The 18,566-nt window shown below is 43.8% G+C and carries 19 protein-coding genes; 5 read left to right on the forward strand and 14 right to left on the reverse strand.

Annotated features, from left to right (window positions below; translation table 11 throughout):
• Positions 1–175 precede the first annotated feature (175 nt).
• From ACZ5QV_RS01705 to ACZ5QV_RS01735, 7 genes are all read right to left on the reverse strand, one after another.
• Entirely contained in the window at positions 176–508 is a 333-nt protein-coding gene (locus tag ACZ5QV_RS01705; protein WP_464600941.1) for a hypothetical protein, read from the reverse strand.
• A gap of 72 nt (positions 509–580) precedes the next feature.
• Positions 581–1,357 (reverse strand): hypothetical protein, encoded by a 777-nt coding sequence (locus ACZ5QV_RS01710; protein ID WP_464600942.1) that lies wholly within the window; start codon positions 1,355–1,357, stop codon positions 581–583.
• A gap of 416 nt (positions 1,358–1,773) precedes the next feature.
• A complete protein-coding gene (locus ACZ5QV_RS01715) occupies positions 1,774–2,196 on the reverse strand; it encodes a hypothetical protein (protein ID WP_464600943.1) in 423 nt (140 codons plus the stop codon).
• A 283-nt stretch (positions 2,197–2,479) separates the two neighbouring features.
• Positions 2,480–5,200 (reverse strand): DEAD/DEAH box helicase, encoded by a 2,721-nt coding sequence (locus ACZ5QV_RS01720; protein ID WP_464600944.1) that lies wholly within the window; start codon positions 5,198–5,200, stop codon positions 2,480–2,482.
• Between the two features lie 128 nt (positions 5,201–5,328).
• Complete coding sequence (locus ACZ5QV_RS01725) at positions 5,329–5,598, reverse strand: nucleoside triphosphate pyrophosphohydrolase family protein (protein ID WP_464600945.1); 270 nt, start codon at positions 5,596–5,598, stop codon at positions 5,329–5,331.
• Between the two features lie 150 nt (positions 5,599–5,748).
• The gene (locus ACZ5QV_RS01730) at positions 5,749–6,072 is read right to left on the reverse strand and encodes a MarR family transcriptional regulator (RefSeq protein ID WP_464602143.1); all 324 of its coding nucleotides are present in this window, start codon (positions 6,070–6,072) and stop codon (positions 5,749–5,751) included.
• 9 nt (positions 6,073–6,081) lie between these two features.
• On the reverse strand, positions 6,082–6,426 hold the full coding sequence (locus ACZ5QV_RS01735) for a hypothetical protein (RefSeq protein WP_464600946.1): 345 nt from the start codon (positions 6,424–6,426) through the stop codon (positions 6,082–6,084).
• A gap of 198 nt (positions 6,427–6,624) precedes the next feature.
• Between ACZ5QV_RS01735 and ACZ5QV_RS01740 the strand changes: the two genes are divergently transcribed.
• Positions 6,625–6,945, forward strand: coding sequence for a DUF4258 domain-containing protein (locus ACZ5QV_RS01740; RefSeq protein ID WP_464600947.1), 321 nt, complete (start codon positions 6,625–6,627; stop codon positions 6,943–6,945).
• Positions 6,935–7,189 (forward strand): type II toxin-antitoxin system MqsA family antitoxin, encoded by a 255-nt coding sequence (locus ACZ5QV_RS01745; protein WP_464600948.1) that lies wholly within the window; start codon positions 6,935–6,937, stop codon positions 7,187–7,189. Before ACZ5QV_RS01740 ends, ACZ5QV_RS01745 begins: the two co-directional genes overlap by 11 nt.
• A 259-nt stretch (positions 7,190–7,448) precedes the next feature.
• Here ACZ5QV_RS01745 and ACZ5QV_RS01750 read toward each other — a convergent pair whose 3' ends face one another.
• Positions 7,449–9,947, reverse strand: coding sequence for a tetratricopeptide repeat protein (locus tag ACZ5QV_RS01750; RefSeq protein WP_464600949.1), 2,499 nt, complete (start codon positions 9,945–9,947; stop codon positions 7,449–7,451).
• 314 nt (positions 9,948–10,261) lie between these two features.
• On the opposite strand from ACZ5QV_RS01750, the gene ACZ5QV_RS01755 reads away from it, so the two are divergent.
• Positions 10,262–11,299 carry a class I SAM-dependent methyltransferase gene (locus ACZ5QV_RS01755; protein WP_464600950.1) on the forward strand — a complete coding sequence of 346 codons (1,038 nt, stop codon included), beginning with the start codon at positions 10,262–10,264 and terminating at the stop codon, positions 11,297–11,299.
• Positions 11,300–11,318: 19 nt separating this feature from the next.
• Here the strand turns inward: ACZ5QV_RS01755 and ACZ5QV_RS01760 are convergent, their stop codons facing one another.
• Entirely contained in the window at positions 11,319–11,903 is a 585-nt protein-coding gene (locus ACZ5QV_RS01760; protein WP_464602144.1) for a DUF6141 family protein, read from the reverse strand.
• 871 nt (positions 11,904–12,774) lie between these two features.
• Positions 12,775–13,134, reverse strand: coding sequence for a carboxymuconolactone decarboxylase family protein (locus ACZ5QV_RS01765; protein ID WP_464600951.1), 360 nt, complete (start codon positions 13,132–13,134; stop codon positions 12,775–12,777).
• Between the two features lie 195 nt (positions 13,135–13,329).
• Here ACZ5QV_RS01765 and ACZ5QV_RS01770 point away from each other — a divergent pair, with 195 nt between their 5' ends.
• A complete protein-coding gene (locus ACZ5QV_RS01770) occupies positions 13,330–13,887 on the forward strand; it encodes a DUF4013 domain-containing protein (RefSeq protein WP_464600952.1) in 558 nt (185 codons plus the stop codon).
• A gap of 117 nt (positions 13,888–14,004) precedes the next feature.
• Here ACZ5QV_RS01770 and ACZ5QV_RS01775 read toward each other — a convergent pair whose 3' ends face one another.
• From ACZ5QV_RS01775 to ACZ5QV_RS01790, 4 genes are all read right to left on the reverse strand, one after another.
• Positions 14,005–14,472 (reverse strand): DUF2124 family protein, encoded by a 468-nt coding sequence (locus tag ACZ5QV_RS01775; RefSeq protein WP_464600953.1) that lies wholly within the window; start codon positions 14,470–14,472, stop codon positions 14,005–14,007.
• A 538-nt stretch (positions 14,473–15,010) separates the two neighbouring features.
• Positions 15,011–15,976: a methenyltetrahydromethanopterin cyclohydrolase gene (gene mch / locus ACZ5QV_RS01780; protein ID WP_464600954.1), complete on the reverse strand. Its 966-nt coding sequence runs from the start codon at positions 15,974–15,976 to the stop codon at positions 15,011–15,013.
• A 188-nt stretch (positions 15,977–16,164) separates the two neighbouring features.
• Positions 16,165–17,361, reverse strand: a complete 1,197-nt coding sequence (locus ACZ5QV_RS01785) for a peptidase U32 family protein (protein ID WP_464600955.1) — start codon at positions 17,359–17,361, stop codon at positions 16,165–16,167.
• A gap of 458 nt (positions 17,362–17,819) precedes the next feature.
• Positions 17,820–18,110, reverse strand: coding sequence for a hypothetical protein (locus tag ACZ5QV_RS01790; RefSeq protein ID WP_464600956.1), 291 nt, complete (start codon positions 18,108–18,110; stop codon positions 17,820–17,822).
• 255 nt (positions 18,111–18,365) lie between these two features.
• On the opposite strand from ACZ5QV_RS01790, the gene ACZ5QV_RS01795 reads away from it, so the two are divergent.
• Positions 18,366–18,551, forward strand: coding sequence for a hypothetical protein (locus ACZ5QV_RS01795; protein ID WP_464600957.1), 186 nt, complete (start codon positions 18,366–18,368; stop codon positions 18,549–18,551).
• Positions 18,552–18,566 lie beyond the last annotated feature (15 nt).

Below are 18,566 nucleotides of genomic sequence, written 5' to 3' on the forward strand. Positions count from 1 at the left end.
CTTCGACGATTTGTCCACATTTCAACCCTCTGCCAATATGGGAATAATAATTCCCGTATATAGGGCATTTTGTTAATGTGAACTCAACAAAATGATACTTCCGTACTGTGAACTGATAGAAACATACTTTGTTTGGAATGTGAGGGTAACTTCATATAAAAATGTAATTCCTTAATTATTCCACTTCAAAAACCCCAGTAAGCAAAACTCTCGCCTCAAATCCCCCTCTTTCCTCCCTCTTTTTAATCTGTATACTCTCAACATTTTCAAACGCCCGGATTGAGGAAAGGGTCTCAACAACTTCCCGGACGTCGGCCAGTTCTTCAACAGAGGGGTCTTCCAGAAATTCCAGGACTTCCTCCTGAAGCTTTTTTATTAAATATTCCACGTATTCCCGGTCCTCATCGAGAGTTCTGTATTCCGGCGTCCTGTTTGAGTTTTTTATGATTTCGGGAATCCTGTCGCGGACAAGTTTATCGTAGGGGATGTGCCTGGGGGTTTCTGTCATATTGAAGTCCTTCGGTTTTGGGGGTTTTTATTTGGATTTTGGGGAGATCGATTATTTAAAGTTCCGGTGTACTCACGTTTCCATTTCTGTAGAATTGTCTACTATTTCAAGCACTGTATCAATGAGGTTTGCAGGAAAATCCGGATTATCGATGATGTCCGAAACAATGTGCAGGTTTTCAAAAACAGTTATGCCCTTTGAACGGTGGAAGTTATTGGTTACAAGAATGCCCCTCTCAATATTCAACAAGCGCGTCACACCGTGGAGTTTCAAAACGTCATACATATTTGCTACGGTGTTTTTGCACTCAATGATACAGACGGGCCTGTTGTTTTTTGTTATGAGGACGTCAAGTTCGGTGATTTCCGAGATTGTGGACCTTAAGAGGTTGCTTTCGATCAAGGCTTCCAGGGCTTCGGGCTGTTTTCTTGCACCCCTGTTATATACCTGAACACTGTGAAAAACTTCAACATCATCACGGCCCCTGAAATGCTCATTCAGGACGTGGTAGACCCATACTTCCAGGAAAAGGCCCGTGTTTTCAGGTTTAATCCAGATTTCATAAAGGGCCTCGGAGATTTTATAGAAACAAAATTTTTCCGGGACCGAGAGAGGAAAATCATCATTAACAGGCCCTTTCCCTGCCGGAGTAATCTTATCGAATTCCCTTCCATTGTGGCGCACGGAATCAATGAAGATATCAGGGCTTATAATTCCAATTTCTTCGGCTTTCTCACAGACGTGGGCCAGCGATCTGTTTATTGATTTTAGAAAGACCTGGTCCGCTATGCTGGAGAGGTTTAAAAGGTATGTATAATATTTTGAATTTGACTTTCCCGGCATAGCCATTGGAAGCAGGCGGGATTCCCGAATGAAATCAAAAAAGTACTGATAGGTGCGGCTTTCTTTAGCCCCGGCTCCATCTCCTGAAGAAAGGCCGGAAAAAGTCTGTTTTATGAAAAAGTTTCGTAAAGTCAGGTCGTCTTCAAAAGCGAAGATTAACTGTAACTATTCAGCGTAAGAAAAACAATATCAATAGGCATCTTCTTAAATATGAAACGACCAAAATCATCATATCTCATATTATGAAATTGTTGGCTATTGATTGCGTTTTTCGGTTTTACGTAAGTTGGTAATTCGATACCTTTGAAACATGATAATCAGTATCAATCGGCTGCTTTTTGGTACGCTGAATAGATACGATTAACTTTTTAATCTCTTCGGACTCCACATAATCAAGGGGTTTTATGACCAGGGGGAAACCATTATGCAGTAAGTCTTTCGGGGGGATATTTCCGGTAGACGTATTCAATTATTGCACTCCTGGGAAGCTCAGATATTTTTTTAAGTGTCTCAATTTTCTTTTCGGAAATATACCGGGCCGAAAGATCCACATCTGTTAATGCAAAATCTGCCGGACTATATACATAGGATACATAATCTCCACGTTTTTCATTATCTTCTATGATATAGCCGGTAGCAATAAGGTCTTCAAGAATTTCGGTAAGACCCCAGGAATAGGGGCCATAATGATATTTATCGAATTTGAATAACTCAGGGAGCCCCAGCTCCATTTGCCCGAGAAACACAATTTTTTGAAATTTGGTCCTGCCTTCTATTTTACCCAGTCCTGAAAGCAATTCGAGAATAAACTCCTTTTGAGAACCGGAATGATCCTTTTCTGGCATGTGATCTCCTTCACAATTAAATAATTCATAAAAAGCTCTGAATTAATACTTTCGAATGTGTGAACTCTGTCCTTCAGGCATGTTCCCATAATATTGCGGAACTATTAGTATTTGTTGTCTGGGCCCTGCTGTCAACTACCCTGAGCTAAAAAGATAAACCTACAACTGCCGAAAGTAATATAGATATTTATTGGTGATTTTAGTATTAATATCTCTGCCCCACAAAAACCGCATTATTCTGGGCCCTGCCTAAATCATCGGGTCATAACACAATGAATATATATCACAGGTATTTTTCCTTTATATATTCCATGTTCGGAATCCCGCCAAGATTTTCGTAATAGGTTTCGAGGTCTTTTATCATTTTATTCCGGATTTTTCGATGGCCTTCTTCATTGTTTATTTTTTGCCAGAGAATCGATGAGAAAGCTATGCGGTTCAGGTCCTTGCAGTGGTACATGAAACGTTTTCTCTCGAACTTTTCGAAGGGGTTTGCGAGTATGCTTTTTTTAACAATGTTTTCGTCTCTGACTGTTTCGGGGGAGTTGAGGGGGCATTTCGGCCTGTCAACGGGCAGGCTTTTTTCAAGCCTGTCCAGATAAAAAGCCGAATACAGCTTTACAAGCTCGTCAAGGTTACACTCTCCGGTGTGGTCCGCACACTTCAGGAAGGAGAGCATGAAGATGATCTTATAGGAAAAGGAATAGTCTCCTTTCTCAAGGAACTCGAAAAAGTCCTCATAAAGGGTTTCTTCATCGTGTTTTTTCAGGCCCTTTTTCTCCCGGAGCTCGGCCACGCATTCCGGCCTGAAATACTGGAGGGGTTTTCTGCCGAAGGGGATTTCTACATCCGGTTTTACATCTCCTTTCCTGATCCAGTTCTTGAGAGTGCTGGTCGATATGAAAAGTTCTCTTGCGAGCTGTTCGAGGTTCAGGTAGTCCGGGTATTCCTTTTCGAAGGTGAAGATATCGATTTTTTCGATCCTTCTTTCTTCCTCGTAGAGGCCGGCCAGTATCAGTTCTTCAGGACCTGCTTCGTATTTTTCCGAGGGGTCTTTCAGGACACTGGCCCAGGGGATGTATCTGTCAAGGTTGAAAATCCCGTGGCAGCTCCAGGGCCTGTTTAAGGGGCCGTAGTTGTCAACCACGTCTAGCACATAAAGGGCCTCTTTTCCGGGAAACTTTCTCGTGCCCCTGCCTATCTGCTGGAGGTAAAGGGCTTTTGACATCGTGGGCCTTGCCATTACTATAATAGAAGTCCGGGGGGAATCCCAGCCTTCCGAGATCAAAGAGCAGGTACAAAGGAACTGTATTTGCTCCTTTTCGTATTCCCGGATATACTCCATTGATCTACGGTCTTTTCCACTCACTGCTTTTGCGCTGATCCCGTGCTCTCTCAGCCTCCTGGCCAGGGACTCGGCGTGAGACACCGAGACGCAGAAGACCAGGCCTGATTTGAAGGGAAGTTTCTCCCGGGAAACTTCAGGATCCGAATTTATGAAATATTTCTTCAGCACGTCAACGATCAGTTGATCTCTTGAAGGTAGAATGAGCCTGTTCTGGATGTCCGAGGCGACATAGTCCTTTCCGTTATAGCGGATCTCGCTGAGGTCAAGATTACTTTTTACCCTGAAAGCTTTTATGGGAGCAAGAACCCCTTTTTCAATAGCTTCCCTCAGGGTCAGCCTGGTCTCATACTTTCCGAAAATCTCCTCAAGTTTTTGCCGGTCAAGCCTTTCAGGGGTTGCCGTCATTCCAAGCAGGGTGTCAGGGTCAAAATATTGTATTACTTTTTTAAGGGTAGGTGCAGCAGAATGGTGGGCCTCGTCAATTGCAATATAGTTGAACTGATCCGGCCTGAACTTTTGATATTTCCTGATCATCCACAAATAAGTCTGAACCATAACCTTTGATGTTTCTTCCTCTCCGATGCTAATCGAGTAGATTTCCTTTTCCTCAGCTGATATCATTCCACTGGCTGGATTTTTCCCGATAAATATCGGAATGCTTGACTCCTGTTTTATGAGGTCCTGCTTTTTCCACCTGATATACCCTTCTGAAAAATCCTCTATTGTCTGCTCTTTTAAATTCCTTGTAGGGACAAGTACAAGAGCCTTTATGGAGGGGTTCTTTTCATATTCCCTGAAAAAGTCCGAAATAAGAATATGCGTTTTTCCGGCCCCTGTAGGCAGGTGTACAAGAAAAGCTTTTTTTCCTTCCTGCCTCCCCCTCTCGATTGCTTCGAGCATATCTTCCTGGTGCTCAAAAAGCTCAAACCCCCTTTTGGCAAGCACAGGGTGGCCGTCCAGTATCTTTTCAGGGGGTGGAAAGTACTTTTTAATCTCCTCGCAGAAAACGTCTTTGAACTGCATTGACCCGAGAGACCATCTGTAAATTTTTCCACCCTGAGATACAAGGGAGTTCTGCTTCAAAAGCTGGTCTTTGTATCGTTCTTTCCCGATAAGAACCGGGTGGTGGAACCTTTCCCCATTTTTTTCAATCCCTATAGACCCTTCTTCTGTGTGGATTACGTAATCTATCCACCTTGTGCTGCCTTTTATGTCGAGCAGGGGATATTCCCTGCTGACCCTGTTGAGGACCTCCCGGCCGAAAACCTCACAGAATGCGTCCTCAAAATAGGCCTCCGGAACAGTCGGGTCTATACAGTGAAGCTCCCGATCCTGGCCTTTCAAGGCCGGGACTATGTCATCAAATTCCCCTGTAAGTAAGCGGGGGAGAAGCTCCTGCATTTCTAAAAAATCAGGTTCATTATCAACGGCAAACCTGAAAACCCGGCCGCAGGAAAAAACAATATCGTTCTGCTCTTTTGTGTATTCGCTGTAGTTGAAGGGGTTTTCTTTATCACATATATTCCGGTCAACTATCACGGCAAGGTCTCGTTCAGAATTTGAGTAGAGAAATCCCCTGAGAAGAGCTTTTCTTTTTGTAAGCCTGAAGTTTGAAAGGAAGCTTTGTATTTCTTTTTCACAGGGGAACTGGTTCATATATATCTTATTTAGATTTTTTATAGATTAAAAGGTCTTCGAATGAAAGAGAATCATAAAGAATAAGAAGAGCTGGGGGCAGTTCACACTTCATAAATATGTGCCACCATTACAAAAAATAATAATGATTATATAAAATCAAACTCCCTCTTTTTCTTCTGGACGCTTTCAACATGCGCAAACGCCCGGATTAAGGAGAGGACCTCAACAACTTCCCGGACGTCGGCCAGTTCTTCAAGAGAGGGGTCTTCAAGAAATTCCAGGACGGTTACTCTGACGTTTTTAGTCCGCTTGAGCTCGCGCAGCGAGCGAAACGGACCTCGTGCTCCCGAAGCGAAACTCGGGAAGCGGAACTCGGGAAGCGGAACTCGGGAAGCGGAACTCGGGTGCCGAAACATGTTTTTAAGATTGATCTGGGGAGAGGATGATGTCCGGTTTTTTGGGAGAAGTAAGTTTTGAAAGGGGTTGCGGGGAAGTGAGGGAATAACCCGCCGCGAAATATAATAATGAAGTTATATTGGGCAGCTCCACAGACAGTTACCATAACTTTATTTTTCAATAATTTCCCAGTGTCCACCTCTGGCAGGCCCGACTCTTTTGAGGAAACCTTTTTTCTTTAAGGTGTTAAGATTCTTCTGGACAGCAGATGGATTTATGCCAAGTTTGTAGGCAAATTCTGTTTTTGAAATTGCCGGATTGTTTTGTACTAAAAACAGGATCTTGCTCTGGCTTTCGTTGATTTCAGACCACCTTTCAGACCACCTTTCAGACCACCTTTCTACCTCCCTTTCTACCTCCTTTTTTACCTCCTTTTCTACCTCCTTTTCTTCACTTTCTTCAAAGTACTTTCTCTTGAAAGTAATAATAAATATATAATTTTTTTAATTGCGTTTTTCATCCCCCTCAAAAACCCCGGTAAGCAAAACTTTCCCCTCAAATCCCCCTCTTTCCTCCCTCTTTTTTTTCTGTACACTCTCAACATCCGCAAACGCCTGGATTGAGGAAAGAGCCTCAACAACTTCCCGGACGTCGGCCAGTTCTTCAAGGGAGGGATCTTCCATGAATTCCAGGACTTCCTCCTGAAGCTTTTTTATGAGGTACTTCATGTATTCCTCGTCTTTGTCGAGAGTTCTGTATTCCGGCGTCCTGTTTGAGTTTTTTATGATCTCGGGAATCTTGTCACGGACAAGTTTGTCGTAGGGGGTGTGCCTGGGGGTTTCTGTCATATTGAAGGCCTTCGGTTGTGGGGTTTTTTATTTGGATTGGAGGATTGATTATATTCATTTCGAGCTGGCAGACTTCTCAAAAAGGTGGATTCATAACTCAAAAAAAAGATATTACCAGCTTTCAGTCTGAGCATACCTTAATTAATTGTTGATTCAATACCACATTAAGTTCACTTTCGTAATCAAGGTCGAGTAACAATGAGTGTTGACCAGAATCATTTGAAGCATTTTCTCACTGAAGACGCTTTCATAATCTCAAATCATGCCAGAGTCCGCATGTTTCAGAGGGATATCTCAACTGAGGACATAATCGAGGTTATATTTCATGGGCAAATTATCGAAAATTACCCTGAGGATGAACCATGCCCCTCAGCTTTGTTTTTTGCATATTCTGAGAGCAGGCCCTGTCATGTGGTGGCCGCCGAATGTGAAGACCATGTGAGGATAATTACAGTTTATATCCCGGAAAGGGATAAATGGATAGACTACATAATTAGGAAGGAGCAAAATGAAACCTGACAGGTGCAGTTTCTGTAAAGGCAAACTCGTGGAAGGCAAGACTGAGTTTGTGGTAAAAGTAGAAGAGCAAATCATCGCCATTAAAGATGTTTCGGCTTATATCTGTGAAAACTGCGGAGAGGCATACTATACTCCGGAAGTTTCCAGAAAAATAGATATAGTTATGAAAAAGTTTCACGAATCAAAACTGCTTTTACACCCTCTGGCTGCCGGAGAACTGAGTTTTGACGAAATCGTTGCCTGAGTCAAGTTCTCACACTAAAAACAGAAGCAGTTAATTTTCACTTTTTTCGATCCAAAAAAACGTTGCTCTGGCACCCGCCTGAAGCGACGAGAAAATAACACAAAAAAGATATTTAACCAGCCCCAGCCTCACGGGAAATATCAAAAAAGACCGGCTGCCGGAAGTTTGAATTTTACTTTTTTCAGCAGGATGCCCCCTCCTCAAAAACCTGAGCCGTCAGGCGAAGGTTTTAGGAAGGGGGAGTTAACAGATCCGAAGATCAGAACTTTTCTTCCGGAATTTCGGCTCCTCCAAACTCTTCAGCTTCTTCAAACTCTCCGGATTCTTCAAACTCTTCGGCTTCTTCAAACTCTTCAGCTTCTTCAAACTCTTCAGCTTCTTCAAACTCTCCGGCTTCTTCAGGCTCTCCAAAAATCCTGGATTTTTGATATTCAATTTTTTGGTCCAGTTTCCGGGCCTCTGCATAACATGCATCAGCTTCTTCTTCCCGACCTGTTTCCCGGAGGAAGACTGCATATTCTTCAAGGGCTATGACCCTGTCTTCGAGCTGAAGGATATGCTCCGGATTCTTTTCTAGGAATTTTGCGTTTAGAGCCAGGGCCTTTTCAAAGGCCTGTTCGGATTCTTCGTACTCTTTAAGAGCAGCATGGGCCATGCCAAGTCCTGTATAGAGGCGCACGGACTTTGCCCTGATATAGGATGTTTCAGAATAAAGCTCGATAAACCTGTCCTGGACCAAAGCTGCGGCGTTGTAGCGTTCCAGAGCTGCTTCGAAGTTTTCAGTTCCGTAATTCCAGCTTCCAAACTGGTAAAGGGCATTATAAAGGCCCAGGAGATTATCAGAGTTGTTTGCGTCCTCTTCGCATGCATATTCATAAAAATTCAGGAGAAAATCCAGATAGGGTTTTGCACTTATATACCATTTATCGCGCAGGTAGGTAGAGCTTCGCATGTTTAAACCGGTAAGTACCGGGCGTTTTATTTCAGGGTTTTCTTCAGGACCCAGAAATTCAGAAAAGGTTTCTATAGCTTTAGAGTGAAGAAGCTCTGCCTGCTCTGTGTTCCCTACCATTTCGAAAAGAAGGCCCAGTTCACTAAAGACGTTGGCGAGGTCCCGGCTGTGAATCCAGCTCCGGGGCAGGTCCTTTGAGTTCATGTCCTTTAAGAGTTCGGACTGGAGTTCAACTGCACGCTGCTGAAAAGAAATTGCGGCCTCATAATGTCCCAGGGCTTTGTAGACATATTCAAAGTTTGTCAGGGTCTTGACAAAGACCTCACGCGGCAAAAAAGCTTTAGGGGCCTGGTTCATTGCCTTTCGGGCAATTTCAAGGGCTTTTTCGTAGTACTGCAAAGAAAGCTGGGCTTCGGCTTCGGATTCGACCTCTGCATAGAGGTCCCCAAGAATGTTGAGGGTTTCTACGATGTAGCATTTATATTCTACTTCCTCGGGGGCTCCTGAGGATAACTTTTCATATATCGCCATTTCTTTTTCGTAGTACTCTCTTGCACCTTCTATGTCATCAGAATCAAGATTGATTTCCGCAATCATTCCGAAAAGCTCTGCGATGATCAGCTGGTTTCCAATATCTTCAGGCTCGGATTTGAGCAGACCTTCGTACAGTTCAATTTCATGAAAGTGACATTCTTTTGCCGTTTCCGAGCTTAAAACCTCCAGGAAAAGCTCTGCAAGGTCCCTGAATCTCCTGATAAGCCCATACTGAAACTCCGGCTCATCCAGACGTTCTCCGAGCACTCCCTCATAAGTCTCAAGAGCTTTTTCATAGCAGTGCTCTGCTTCATCGTCCTCACCCACATCAATGAAATGCTCTCCGAGATTCCGGTAAATTTGACCCTTGATCAGGTTGAAGGAAAGCTCTTTCGGGGCTTTACTGAGCTGTTTGTCCAGAATTCCAAGAGCCTCCAGATAAGCCCCTTCGACCCTGTCCATTTCAAGCATTTCAGCATAGAGGTCCCCGAAGAAATCATAGGAAAAGATCATTAAACGGAGAACAAAATCATTTTCCGGATTTTTTTCAAGGACCGCTCTGTAAACGGCCTGCAACATTTCGTAAACCTGCTCTGCCTCTTCAAACCTCTGGGAATCCAGACAGGCTTTCCCGTAATTTTTTACAATATTTTCCAGTCTCAGGAAAAGCTCGGGTTCGTTAGCCCTGGATTCAAGGATTTTTCCGTAATTTTGCACAATTTCCGGAACTAACGGAATTTGCTTATCAAGCTCTTCCGCCACATTATAACAGGACCAGATGTTTTCCATTGCTTTTATGTAATTGAAGAAATACTCGTCATTATCCGGCTCCTCGGAAATTACTTCTCTGAAGACAGTGAGTATTTTATCAAAATGTATTCCCGCCCTCTCACAGGCCTGTTTTGCCTCCAAGACACTGTCCAGACTCTCAAGAAGATTTCCAACCCGGCCGGCCGAACTGTACACAAGTTCCTGAAACGAGCTGTTTGTTGCCACATTAGGAAAAATTTCGGCGGTAAAAGAGAGGACATTTTCATAGGCTTCCAGAGCTTCAGATGGCCGATCTGAAGCCTCCAGAGCCTCCGCCCTCATCAGCAGGGACCAGTGAATAAGGCCAGGATCATCAATTATCTTTGCAAGTTTTTCTGCCTTTTCCACCTTTTCGAGAACCTTATCATATTTACCTCTTTTAAGCAGGTTAGACATAGTAAGCAACATTCGGGTAACTGAATCAATTGCCTGTTTAGACATAAAGAGTAAATTGGAATTCATATAATAAAACCGCACTCCTAAATATATTCAATTTCATATAAATTTATATATTTAAGTAAAAAAGTATAATCTTTCTCGTTTAATTTTTTAGCACATTAATTTGGGATTTATTAAAGGCTCTTCACTATTTTGTGTGTGTAGCCATCACAAAAACAGCCCCTTCTTTGAGTTAAGATTCGTTATACCCATAGGAAATGGCGAAGAGCCAAAATATTTTATATAGCATTTCTTATGAAAATATTTTTCACTCACAGTCCTGAACAAAATTCCGAACAAAAAACATTAATCTCTTGTCTTCTATTCTTTCAATTCCAATGTACTGTGCAATCCGTATTCCCCCAAAAAAAGGAGAAGAAATAAGGGCCATTCTACTGGCAGAGGGACTTCTCGACCAAACCCGAAAAATTCAAAAACTAAAGACCGATGAAGGCCTTTTTCTGGAAATTCCCGTAAAAGAGGCAGCTGGAGATAAAATAGGCTCCTTTCCGGTCTTTGAACAGGAAACCCCTGTATTTTCCGAAAAAACAAAATCCCTGAAGGAATACCTGAAAAACTCCCTCTCAAAAGAAGAACTGGCAGAAGGGGGGGTCCCCACCGGCTGGCAGGTCCTGGGCGACATCGTTATTGTCAGCATCCCCGAGGTTCTCGAAAGCCGGAAGGCTCTGATAGCAGAGGCGCTGCTCGCCATGTACCCGAAGTGCAAAAGCGTGGTCCGGGACTTCGGGATTGAAGGGCAGTTCCGCCTTCCGAAAAGGGAACTTCTGGCAGGGACAAAGACCGAAACCGTCAACAAAGAACACGGCTGCCTTTTTAAGGTGGACGTTATGAAGGTCATGTACTCGAAGGGCAACCTGTTTGAAAAGAAAAGGATGAGCCAGGTGGGTCAGGGGGAAATAGTGGTGGACATGTTTGCAGGAATTGGCTATTTTTCAATCCCCATGGCCGTGCATTCCCGCCCTCAAAAAATCTACTCTATCGAACTTAACCCCGAATCTTTTGCCTTCCTCCGGGAAAATATCAAACTTAACCATGTGGAGGATATCATCGTTCCGTTAAACGGAGACTGCGCGGAAGTGACCCCCAAAGGCGTTGCGGACCGGGTCCTCATGGGTTATGTGGGAACCACCCACCATTACCTGGAAGCTGCCTTGAGGGCTTTTAAAAAAAGCGGCGGAATTTTGCATTACCATGAAACCGTGCCTGAAAAGCTTGCAGAGAGCAGGCCCTCTGCAAGGATAAAGGAAGTTGCAGAAGCTCTTGGGAAAAAAGTGGAAATTCTGAAGTACAGACGGATTAAGAAATATTCACCAGGGGTCCTGCATGTTGTCGTGGACGCTCGGATCTTTGAGTGATGTGCAGGGCTTTTCCGGTTCAGGCCCGACCCGCCGCCTCCTGGATCGCTTTGCAAAGTTTCTCAGGCTGCCTGGAGCTGATTAGCATTTTTTTTCCGGAGATTAGCTGCAGGATAACCACAGGAGCCCCTCCTGCTTTTCGGAGAGGGGCCTTCACTTTTTCGTTTCCTTTTCCTTCTTCTTTTTCGACTTCTTCGTTGGTTTCGATTTCTGAATTTTGTCCGGCGGTCTTTCCTTTAAAGAACTCATACTGCTGGATTTTGCATTCTTGCACGATATAAAAAGGGATTTTCTTAAATGAACGGTTCAGGGGGATGAAACGGATGTAGATCCCGTCTTTTCGGACTTCTGTTATATGCTTTGTATAGTAAAGCATGAAGGGAAAAAAGACTCCGAACGTGATCCAGAAAGCGAGCAGGGCCTGGTCTGGAATGACCAGGTTGCTCACCTGTTTATTGAAGACAAAGCGCTGGATTGCAAAATACCAGAAAAGCAGGGCGGGATAAAGGATAAAGATCCAGAACATATTTTTGCGTAAGTCCTGTACTTCGCGAAAGATAACATCCTTTTCCGGGGTTTTCGTGAGAATCCCTTCCTCAAATATTTCTACTTGTCTTTATGAAAGCCGAATTTTATAAACATTTCGAAAATGTACGGTCGATCTCAATGTGTATCATACAGGCCTGAGCAGGAAACGAAGACAGGAGCAGGAATCGAAGACAAGAGCAGGAACCGAAGACAAGAGCAGGAACCGAAGGCCGGAACTATAGTCAAAATTCGACTCTAAAACCCTGCAGTGGTCCAAAAAGCCTGTGGAACTTCCGGCAGGAAAACCGGTTTTTCCATGGTAAAAAATAGGAAGTTAAGGAATGATGAAAATATAACTTCAGGTTTTATTTATGGAATTGCTTCATACTCATACATATTGTGTTTTTGTGTGAGAGGGTGTTTGGTGTGTGCATTCAAACCACGGAACACACGGAATACACGGAAAAAAGAATGCAGGAAGACGATAATTACGGGTTCTCTGGCATTTTTTAGTCCTCTTGAGGGAGCGTAGCTCCCGAAAAGGATCTCGTGCTCCCGAAGCGAAACTCGGGTGCCGAAGCGAAACTCGGGTGCCGAAGCGAAACTCGGGGAAGACGACAAGTACGGTTTTTTCGGCATTTTTTAGTCATCTTTAATGAATCCAGGGTCGTTTTTGAATCTTATTGCATAAAGATCCAACTTACTCACCGGCCGCAGGCCGGTTTCCGTGTCTTCCGTGTTTTCCGTGGTTAATAAATAGTAAACAAAAATACTTGATATTATAATATTTGACCCATTCCTAAGAAAAAAGAAGGCAGAACGGCCAGGGTCATTTCCTGAAACTCGGTAATAGGCGTCGCCTGTGGAAACAAAACGAGGATTTTTGAAAAAGTGAGGAAAATTAAAGCGAAAAAAATTTAAAAAAATATTGATGAGAAAAATGAGCTTTAAATGCCCAGCCTCTCCATTTCCTTGAGCACCACCCGACTGAAATCCGTGAAGTTCTGGATTCCACCTGTCCAGGCCGCGATCATCATGGCGTCTGTTATCTCTGTCCTGGTTGCCCCGTATTTTTTAAGGCGTTCCAGGATCTTGGCAGCGCTTTCTGTGTTGTTGTTGGAGCAGGCCACGGTAAAGACAAGGATATGCTTTTCCTTCATGGAAAGGCCGCCTTCCCTCTCGGCCCATACGGCTTTGTAAAAACCTGCAATTCCTTCAGCAAAGTCCTTGTCCATTTCTCCGGCGAGTTTAATAGACTTGGGCAAAAAGCCCTTTACTTCCTTAATTTCGTCGATGTTGTTTCCCATGATTATCAGTATGTTATTGGACTGGATAAGATATAATCATATCTTCTAAAAAAAGAAAAATATTGATATTTAATGTTAAAAAAACAATTTTAAAATTAATAATATGTTTGTAGTTAAGTTTTTCTTCCCAAGGTTCGCTGAATCATTGTCAATAAATTAATATGCTTATTCATCCCTATTATTCAGGGGAATGATATGGAAACAATTAGCTTTTCAGAAGCTTTTAAATACCCTTTCAAGAGGCCTAAAAGGCTCCTGTATATTCTTTTGATTCTTTTACCTATTATCGGGTGGTTTGCACTCTTTGGTTACATAGTTAGGCTCGTCAACGAATTTATTGAGGGCAAATATGAGGGCTTGCCACCTCTTTCCTTCATGGAGGACCTGAAGCTCGGCTTCGTGATGTTCCTGAAGGTACTGCCTTTTGCCCTGTTTTATGTTATCCTTTTTATGGGAATTACTTTTGCTAATGAAACCTTAGGGAGCGTCCTGAACCTGCTATTCGCAATTTTTGTGCTGCCGATACTGAAGATCAATTTCTTAAGGAAACAGACAGTAGGCTCGTATTTCGAGTTTGGAATGCTCAAATACGTAACGGAGAACATAGGAGACTATGTGCTTACACTTCTAAAACAATATGCACTTATCATCATCTTTGCAATGCTTTTCTTTGTCCTTATAGGCATACCTGCGTTGTATTTTACGACCTTTATCTTCTTTGCGAACTTCTATGGAAGAGTAGTTAAGGAGTAAACTACCTCTCTAAACCCCTTACCTAGTGTCTCAGGTTTTTGAGGAAGGGGGCTTCTGCTGTCGTAGATAAAAAGGCCTGGGGGGTCCCCGGAAATTTACCGGGGTTCTCGGAATTTTTCAGGCCTCCATAACCTCAATTGCCAGGTCAGCGTTGATAATGTAATTGAAATCAATTATTTCATCCCACTTTTGCTGTGTGAACATGGACTGGAAACAGATTCCGATTACTTTTCCATTTTCCGAACCTTCAAGCACCTTTCCCGCAAGTTCCTTTGCGGCTTCTACTTCCACCCCGATCTTCGGCATGGCAAGCCCCCCTAAAAGAACCACTACATCGGCATGAGCATCAACGGAATCTCCGAGCTGCATACCCTCTTTGGTCATGGAAAGCGATTTCGCACCTTCAAAGTCCAGGTTCGGAATAAAAGCAAGCTTCTTTTTCCGGACCACAAAACCGATGAGTGCGGCAAAAGGAGTGCAAAAACCGGGTGTGCCTACAAAGGTAATCTTTTCCGAATCCTCTACAAGGAGCCTGAAACCGTTCAGGATGCCGCCTACGCCCTGGGCGCTGTTTATAACTTTCATGATAACCACCTGTTAAACCCGGATCTGCATCTTTACAACCGGATTTTTAAGTATTTTCTGCATACTGCGTAGATTTTGAAGTGAAATTGCAGCCCTATCTTTAAATAAGTGCTGTTAACGGCGTTATACAGAAAAAAAGGCCAGAAGAGGGAGAAAATTGAGAAGTAAGAAATGAATCCATTGGTCATCGGTTAAGGAATTTTCTTGCCTGTATGCTATCGATTTTGGAACCGAAATTAATTCATAATTTGGACTCCAAACCTAAAATCGATACCTTGTTCCACCCCCGCATCAACGTATATTATACACAATTGTTGCAAAGATGGATGCAATTTATCACGATTCCTCACTTAACCGAAGACGCATGGAAATGAATCTGAGTAATGAAAAAAAAAAATCAGTAAAAAACCACAAAATAAAAAAATAAAATTAGTAAAAAAAGAAAAAATAAGAAAAGAAAAGAAAAGAAAAGTAACAAAGTAACAAACCGACAAAAAAGTAAGGAAAAAAAGAAAAAAAGAAATTTAAGGAACTATCCTTAAACGTGCCTGATCCCGAAGGACTCAAGCAGGACTTCAGGATAAAGGCCGCCGCTTGTGATGGTCTTTGTGCTGTTCAGGTCGTTTACGGTGATCCTTGCGGGGGCGAACATGCCGGCGTCAACCTTGAAGAAGTCAAAGTTAGCTTCTTTGAAGGTCTGGTAGAAAGGCTTTCCGAAGTCACTTGAGGTTTTGGAGGGGGCCTTCTTTACGAATTCTGCGAGTTCTTCGAGTTCGCCTTCGAACTTCACGGTGTAGTTTGTATCTCCACAGTAGATCACACAGTCGTTGGTGGAACCCATGCACTGGACATCGTTTCCGACGATCGGGGCAATCGGGGCTACTCCGTAACCGTTCTTGATGCAGTTGATGTCAAAGCCGATGGATTCGAGTTTGTGAATCCCGGTTTCCACGACCCTGGCTGAGATCTGGACCGAGCCTGCGATGGAGGCTGTGGGGGCTACGGCAATTGTTACGTTTTCCGGGTCTACGTTGCAGTGCTTGGCAATGTATTCCGCGACCTTTTCATCCGGGATTTTGTCGGATTCCAGGACGATGACTGCTGCATCAAAATCGTCTTCGTAGCCGATTTCCTTGTAAAGCTCCTTGGGCTTGAGCCCGAGCGCCCGGGCAGGGCCTGAACCCATTCCGAAAAAGTCTCCCACGGCAATTCTCCAGCCCGCGTACTGGGAGCCCATGCAAGCGATAACCGGTTCGTCCGAGGAGACCTGGATTGCAGGCCACTTCATACCTTCCAGGTCGAAGGTGGTGTAGTTAATGTCGGCCAGGTCGGCCAGGCAGAGCCTTGCAAGGTACATCCCGGCTTCGTATCCGCCGTCTGCTTTTACTCCACAGTCAATGACGGTGGCCCCGTTTTTGAGCTTTATAACATCTGCTTCGATGTCTTCGCTCCAGTCGAGCATCTCTTCAACTATATATGATCCCATTTCGTTAACACTAATCAAGATATCACCTTTGTAAAATTAAATACCCGGAAAGCTTCCGGCTGAATCACTTATGAATGTATCTGTCCTCTGAAAATCCCTTTCCAGAACTCTTCAGATCCCGGATATTCTTTTTTTGGTCCCTTTCTCAAATTAAGTAAACCTGATAAGGGGAAATCCGATATATAAATACTGCTCTAATATTTTATTCAAACAATATAAACGCGGTCGTTCTTCCGGACCTTTGCGTCCACGGAAAGTCCCACGTCTTCTCCTTTTCCGGCTGAATCAAGGGCTTTTCCGTCCTTCAGCAAAGATTCTACCTTCTGCCTGAGATAGGTCGTGTTGCCTTCGATTATGATTTCGTCCCCGAGTTTGATTCCTCTTTCGAGCAGCCTGATTGCTGCCGCCTGCTGTCCGGGGTAGTAGTTCGTAACAACGCCTACGGCTTTTTTCTTCTGCTCCGAGGCGTTCATTCCCTTTTCGGGAGAAAAGCCTTCAAGGCCAGGGGCTCCGAAGTAAAAGCCCGTGGAAAAGCCCCTGTTATAGACGGAGGCAAGTTCTTTTTTCCAGCCCTCCGCCAGTTCCGGAGAATAGCTCCCGTCCCGGCAGGCTTCTATCGCTTCCCTGTAGCAGCGAGCCACGGTTTCAAGGTAGGCCGGGTCCCTGAGTCTGCCTTCGACCTTGAAGGAATCGATTCCTGCCTCGATCAGTTCCGGGACGTGTTCTATCATGCAGAGGTCCTTTGCACTCAGGAGGTACTTACCCCGGCTTTCGGCCACTATCCCGTTTTCCCCGTGGAGCGTCCATTCCCAGCGGCAGGGCTGGGCGCATTCTCCGCAGTTCCCGGACTTGCCGAGCACATAGGCCGAGAGGTGGCAGCGGCCTGAGATGGCCATGCACATGGCTCCGTGGACAAAGGCCTCGATTTCAACTCCGGTTTTCTTTTTTATATCCCTGATTTCCGCAAGGGAGAGTTCTCTTGAGAGCACGATCCGCTTTGCTCCGAGCTCCCGGTAAAATTCGGCGCTTTCGTGGTTCGTGATGTTTGCCTGGGTGGAGATATGAATGGAAAGCCCGGCCGCCTTTGCCCTGAGGATGACCGCCGGGTCCCAGGCAATAACGGCATCAACTCCGGCTTTTGCGGCCGCCTCGATGACAGCGGAAGCGTCGCCCAGCCGGTTTTCGTTTACGGTGGAATTTACGGCCAGATAAGCCCCGAGACCTCTGGCATGGACCTCCGCAACAAAAGCCCCAAGCCCCTCAAGGCTAATCTCCTTTGCCCGGGCCCGGAGGCTCAGGAGCTCAGTGGAAAAATAAACGGCATCTGCATAAGGTGCACAGGCCTCAAGCCCGGCCAGGTTCCGAATGCCCATTATCAGTTCCGGTTTTCTTTTTTTTTGCATATAAACCCCAGAAAGGTCGACCTTTAATTTAAAAATATCTTTGTGGCCGCCCCCTGTTGAAAATATTTATATAAGCTCTGGAAAACTTTTTATAGCATAGCTTCATTTTCCCAAAATGAAAGGCGTTTCCTTTTTAGAACGTTGTTTTAGAATTCATAACATTTTATTAAAAAATACATCATGGGGATCAATATGGAACAGGAACAGGAATCTAAAGATATCAAAAAAATCGAAGAAGTGGAAGATGATTTTCTTAAGTTCAGAGAAGAAATGGGTGAATAATGAAAACCGGCTCCGGCAGGAGCTTCAATTTTAAAATTCAACTTTTTTCTTTTTTGTCCTGAAATTTAAAGTTTTTTTCGTATGCCTGGATATCTTTAAATGTTCTCCGGTAGCACAGAATTTCTTCATTTTTAAAAAATTCTACTGCGTCTTCTCCTTCAAGGACCGGGCCAGGTTCAAAGGCGAATTTCTGACAAAATTTTTAATTTTTTACTTAAAATATCAAGCCCCTTCTTCGAAGCATACCAGTCAAAGAAATCATCTTCATCCCCCAGTTCTCCGGCTCCGAATTTTTTCATAAAACAATCCGAGGACATGCCGTATTTTTCCTCAAAATCTCCACAGATCCCGACATGCCGTTCTATTTTGTATTTTACCATTTCTTCGTCATGTTTGACGGCTGAGTTAATTGTCTCAACTACGTCCTGATGCGGGAAATCGTCTTCTATATTTAAGGTGAGATTCATTATAATCACTGAGGTAGAGATTACCTTTTCTTATATATTAGGATGATACCCGAAACCATTTTTCAGATTTTCGAAAATCCGAACTTTGGGTCGCAGGCCAGACTAAAAAAAGTCGGAAGAAAAACGGGCCTGGTTTCTGGAAGGGTAGTTTACATTTCAGAATTCCTACAAACCCAAATCCATATAAATAAATATCATCAGTTTTAGAAGTAAAAGAAAGATTAAAAAATAAACAAAAAGGAGAATAAGAGAAACATGACAGAGGATGAAAAAAAAGTTGTGAGATGTCAGATTTGCGGGGCCCCAATCCCCGAAGGCGAAAGTATGCAGGAAAACGACCAGATCCTTTGCGAGGACTGTTACATAAATTTAAAAGAGAATAATAACGAGTGCAAAACTTGTATAATGAAGAAATCAAAAAACAAAGAGAAAAAGTATTGAAGAGAGGAGATTTTA

This window comes from Methanosarcina baltica, assembly GCF_055394095.1.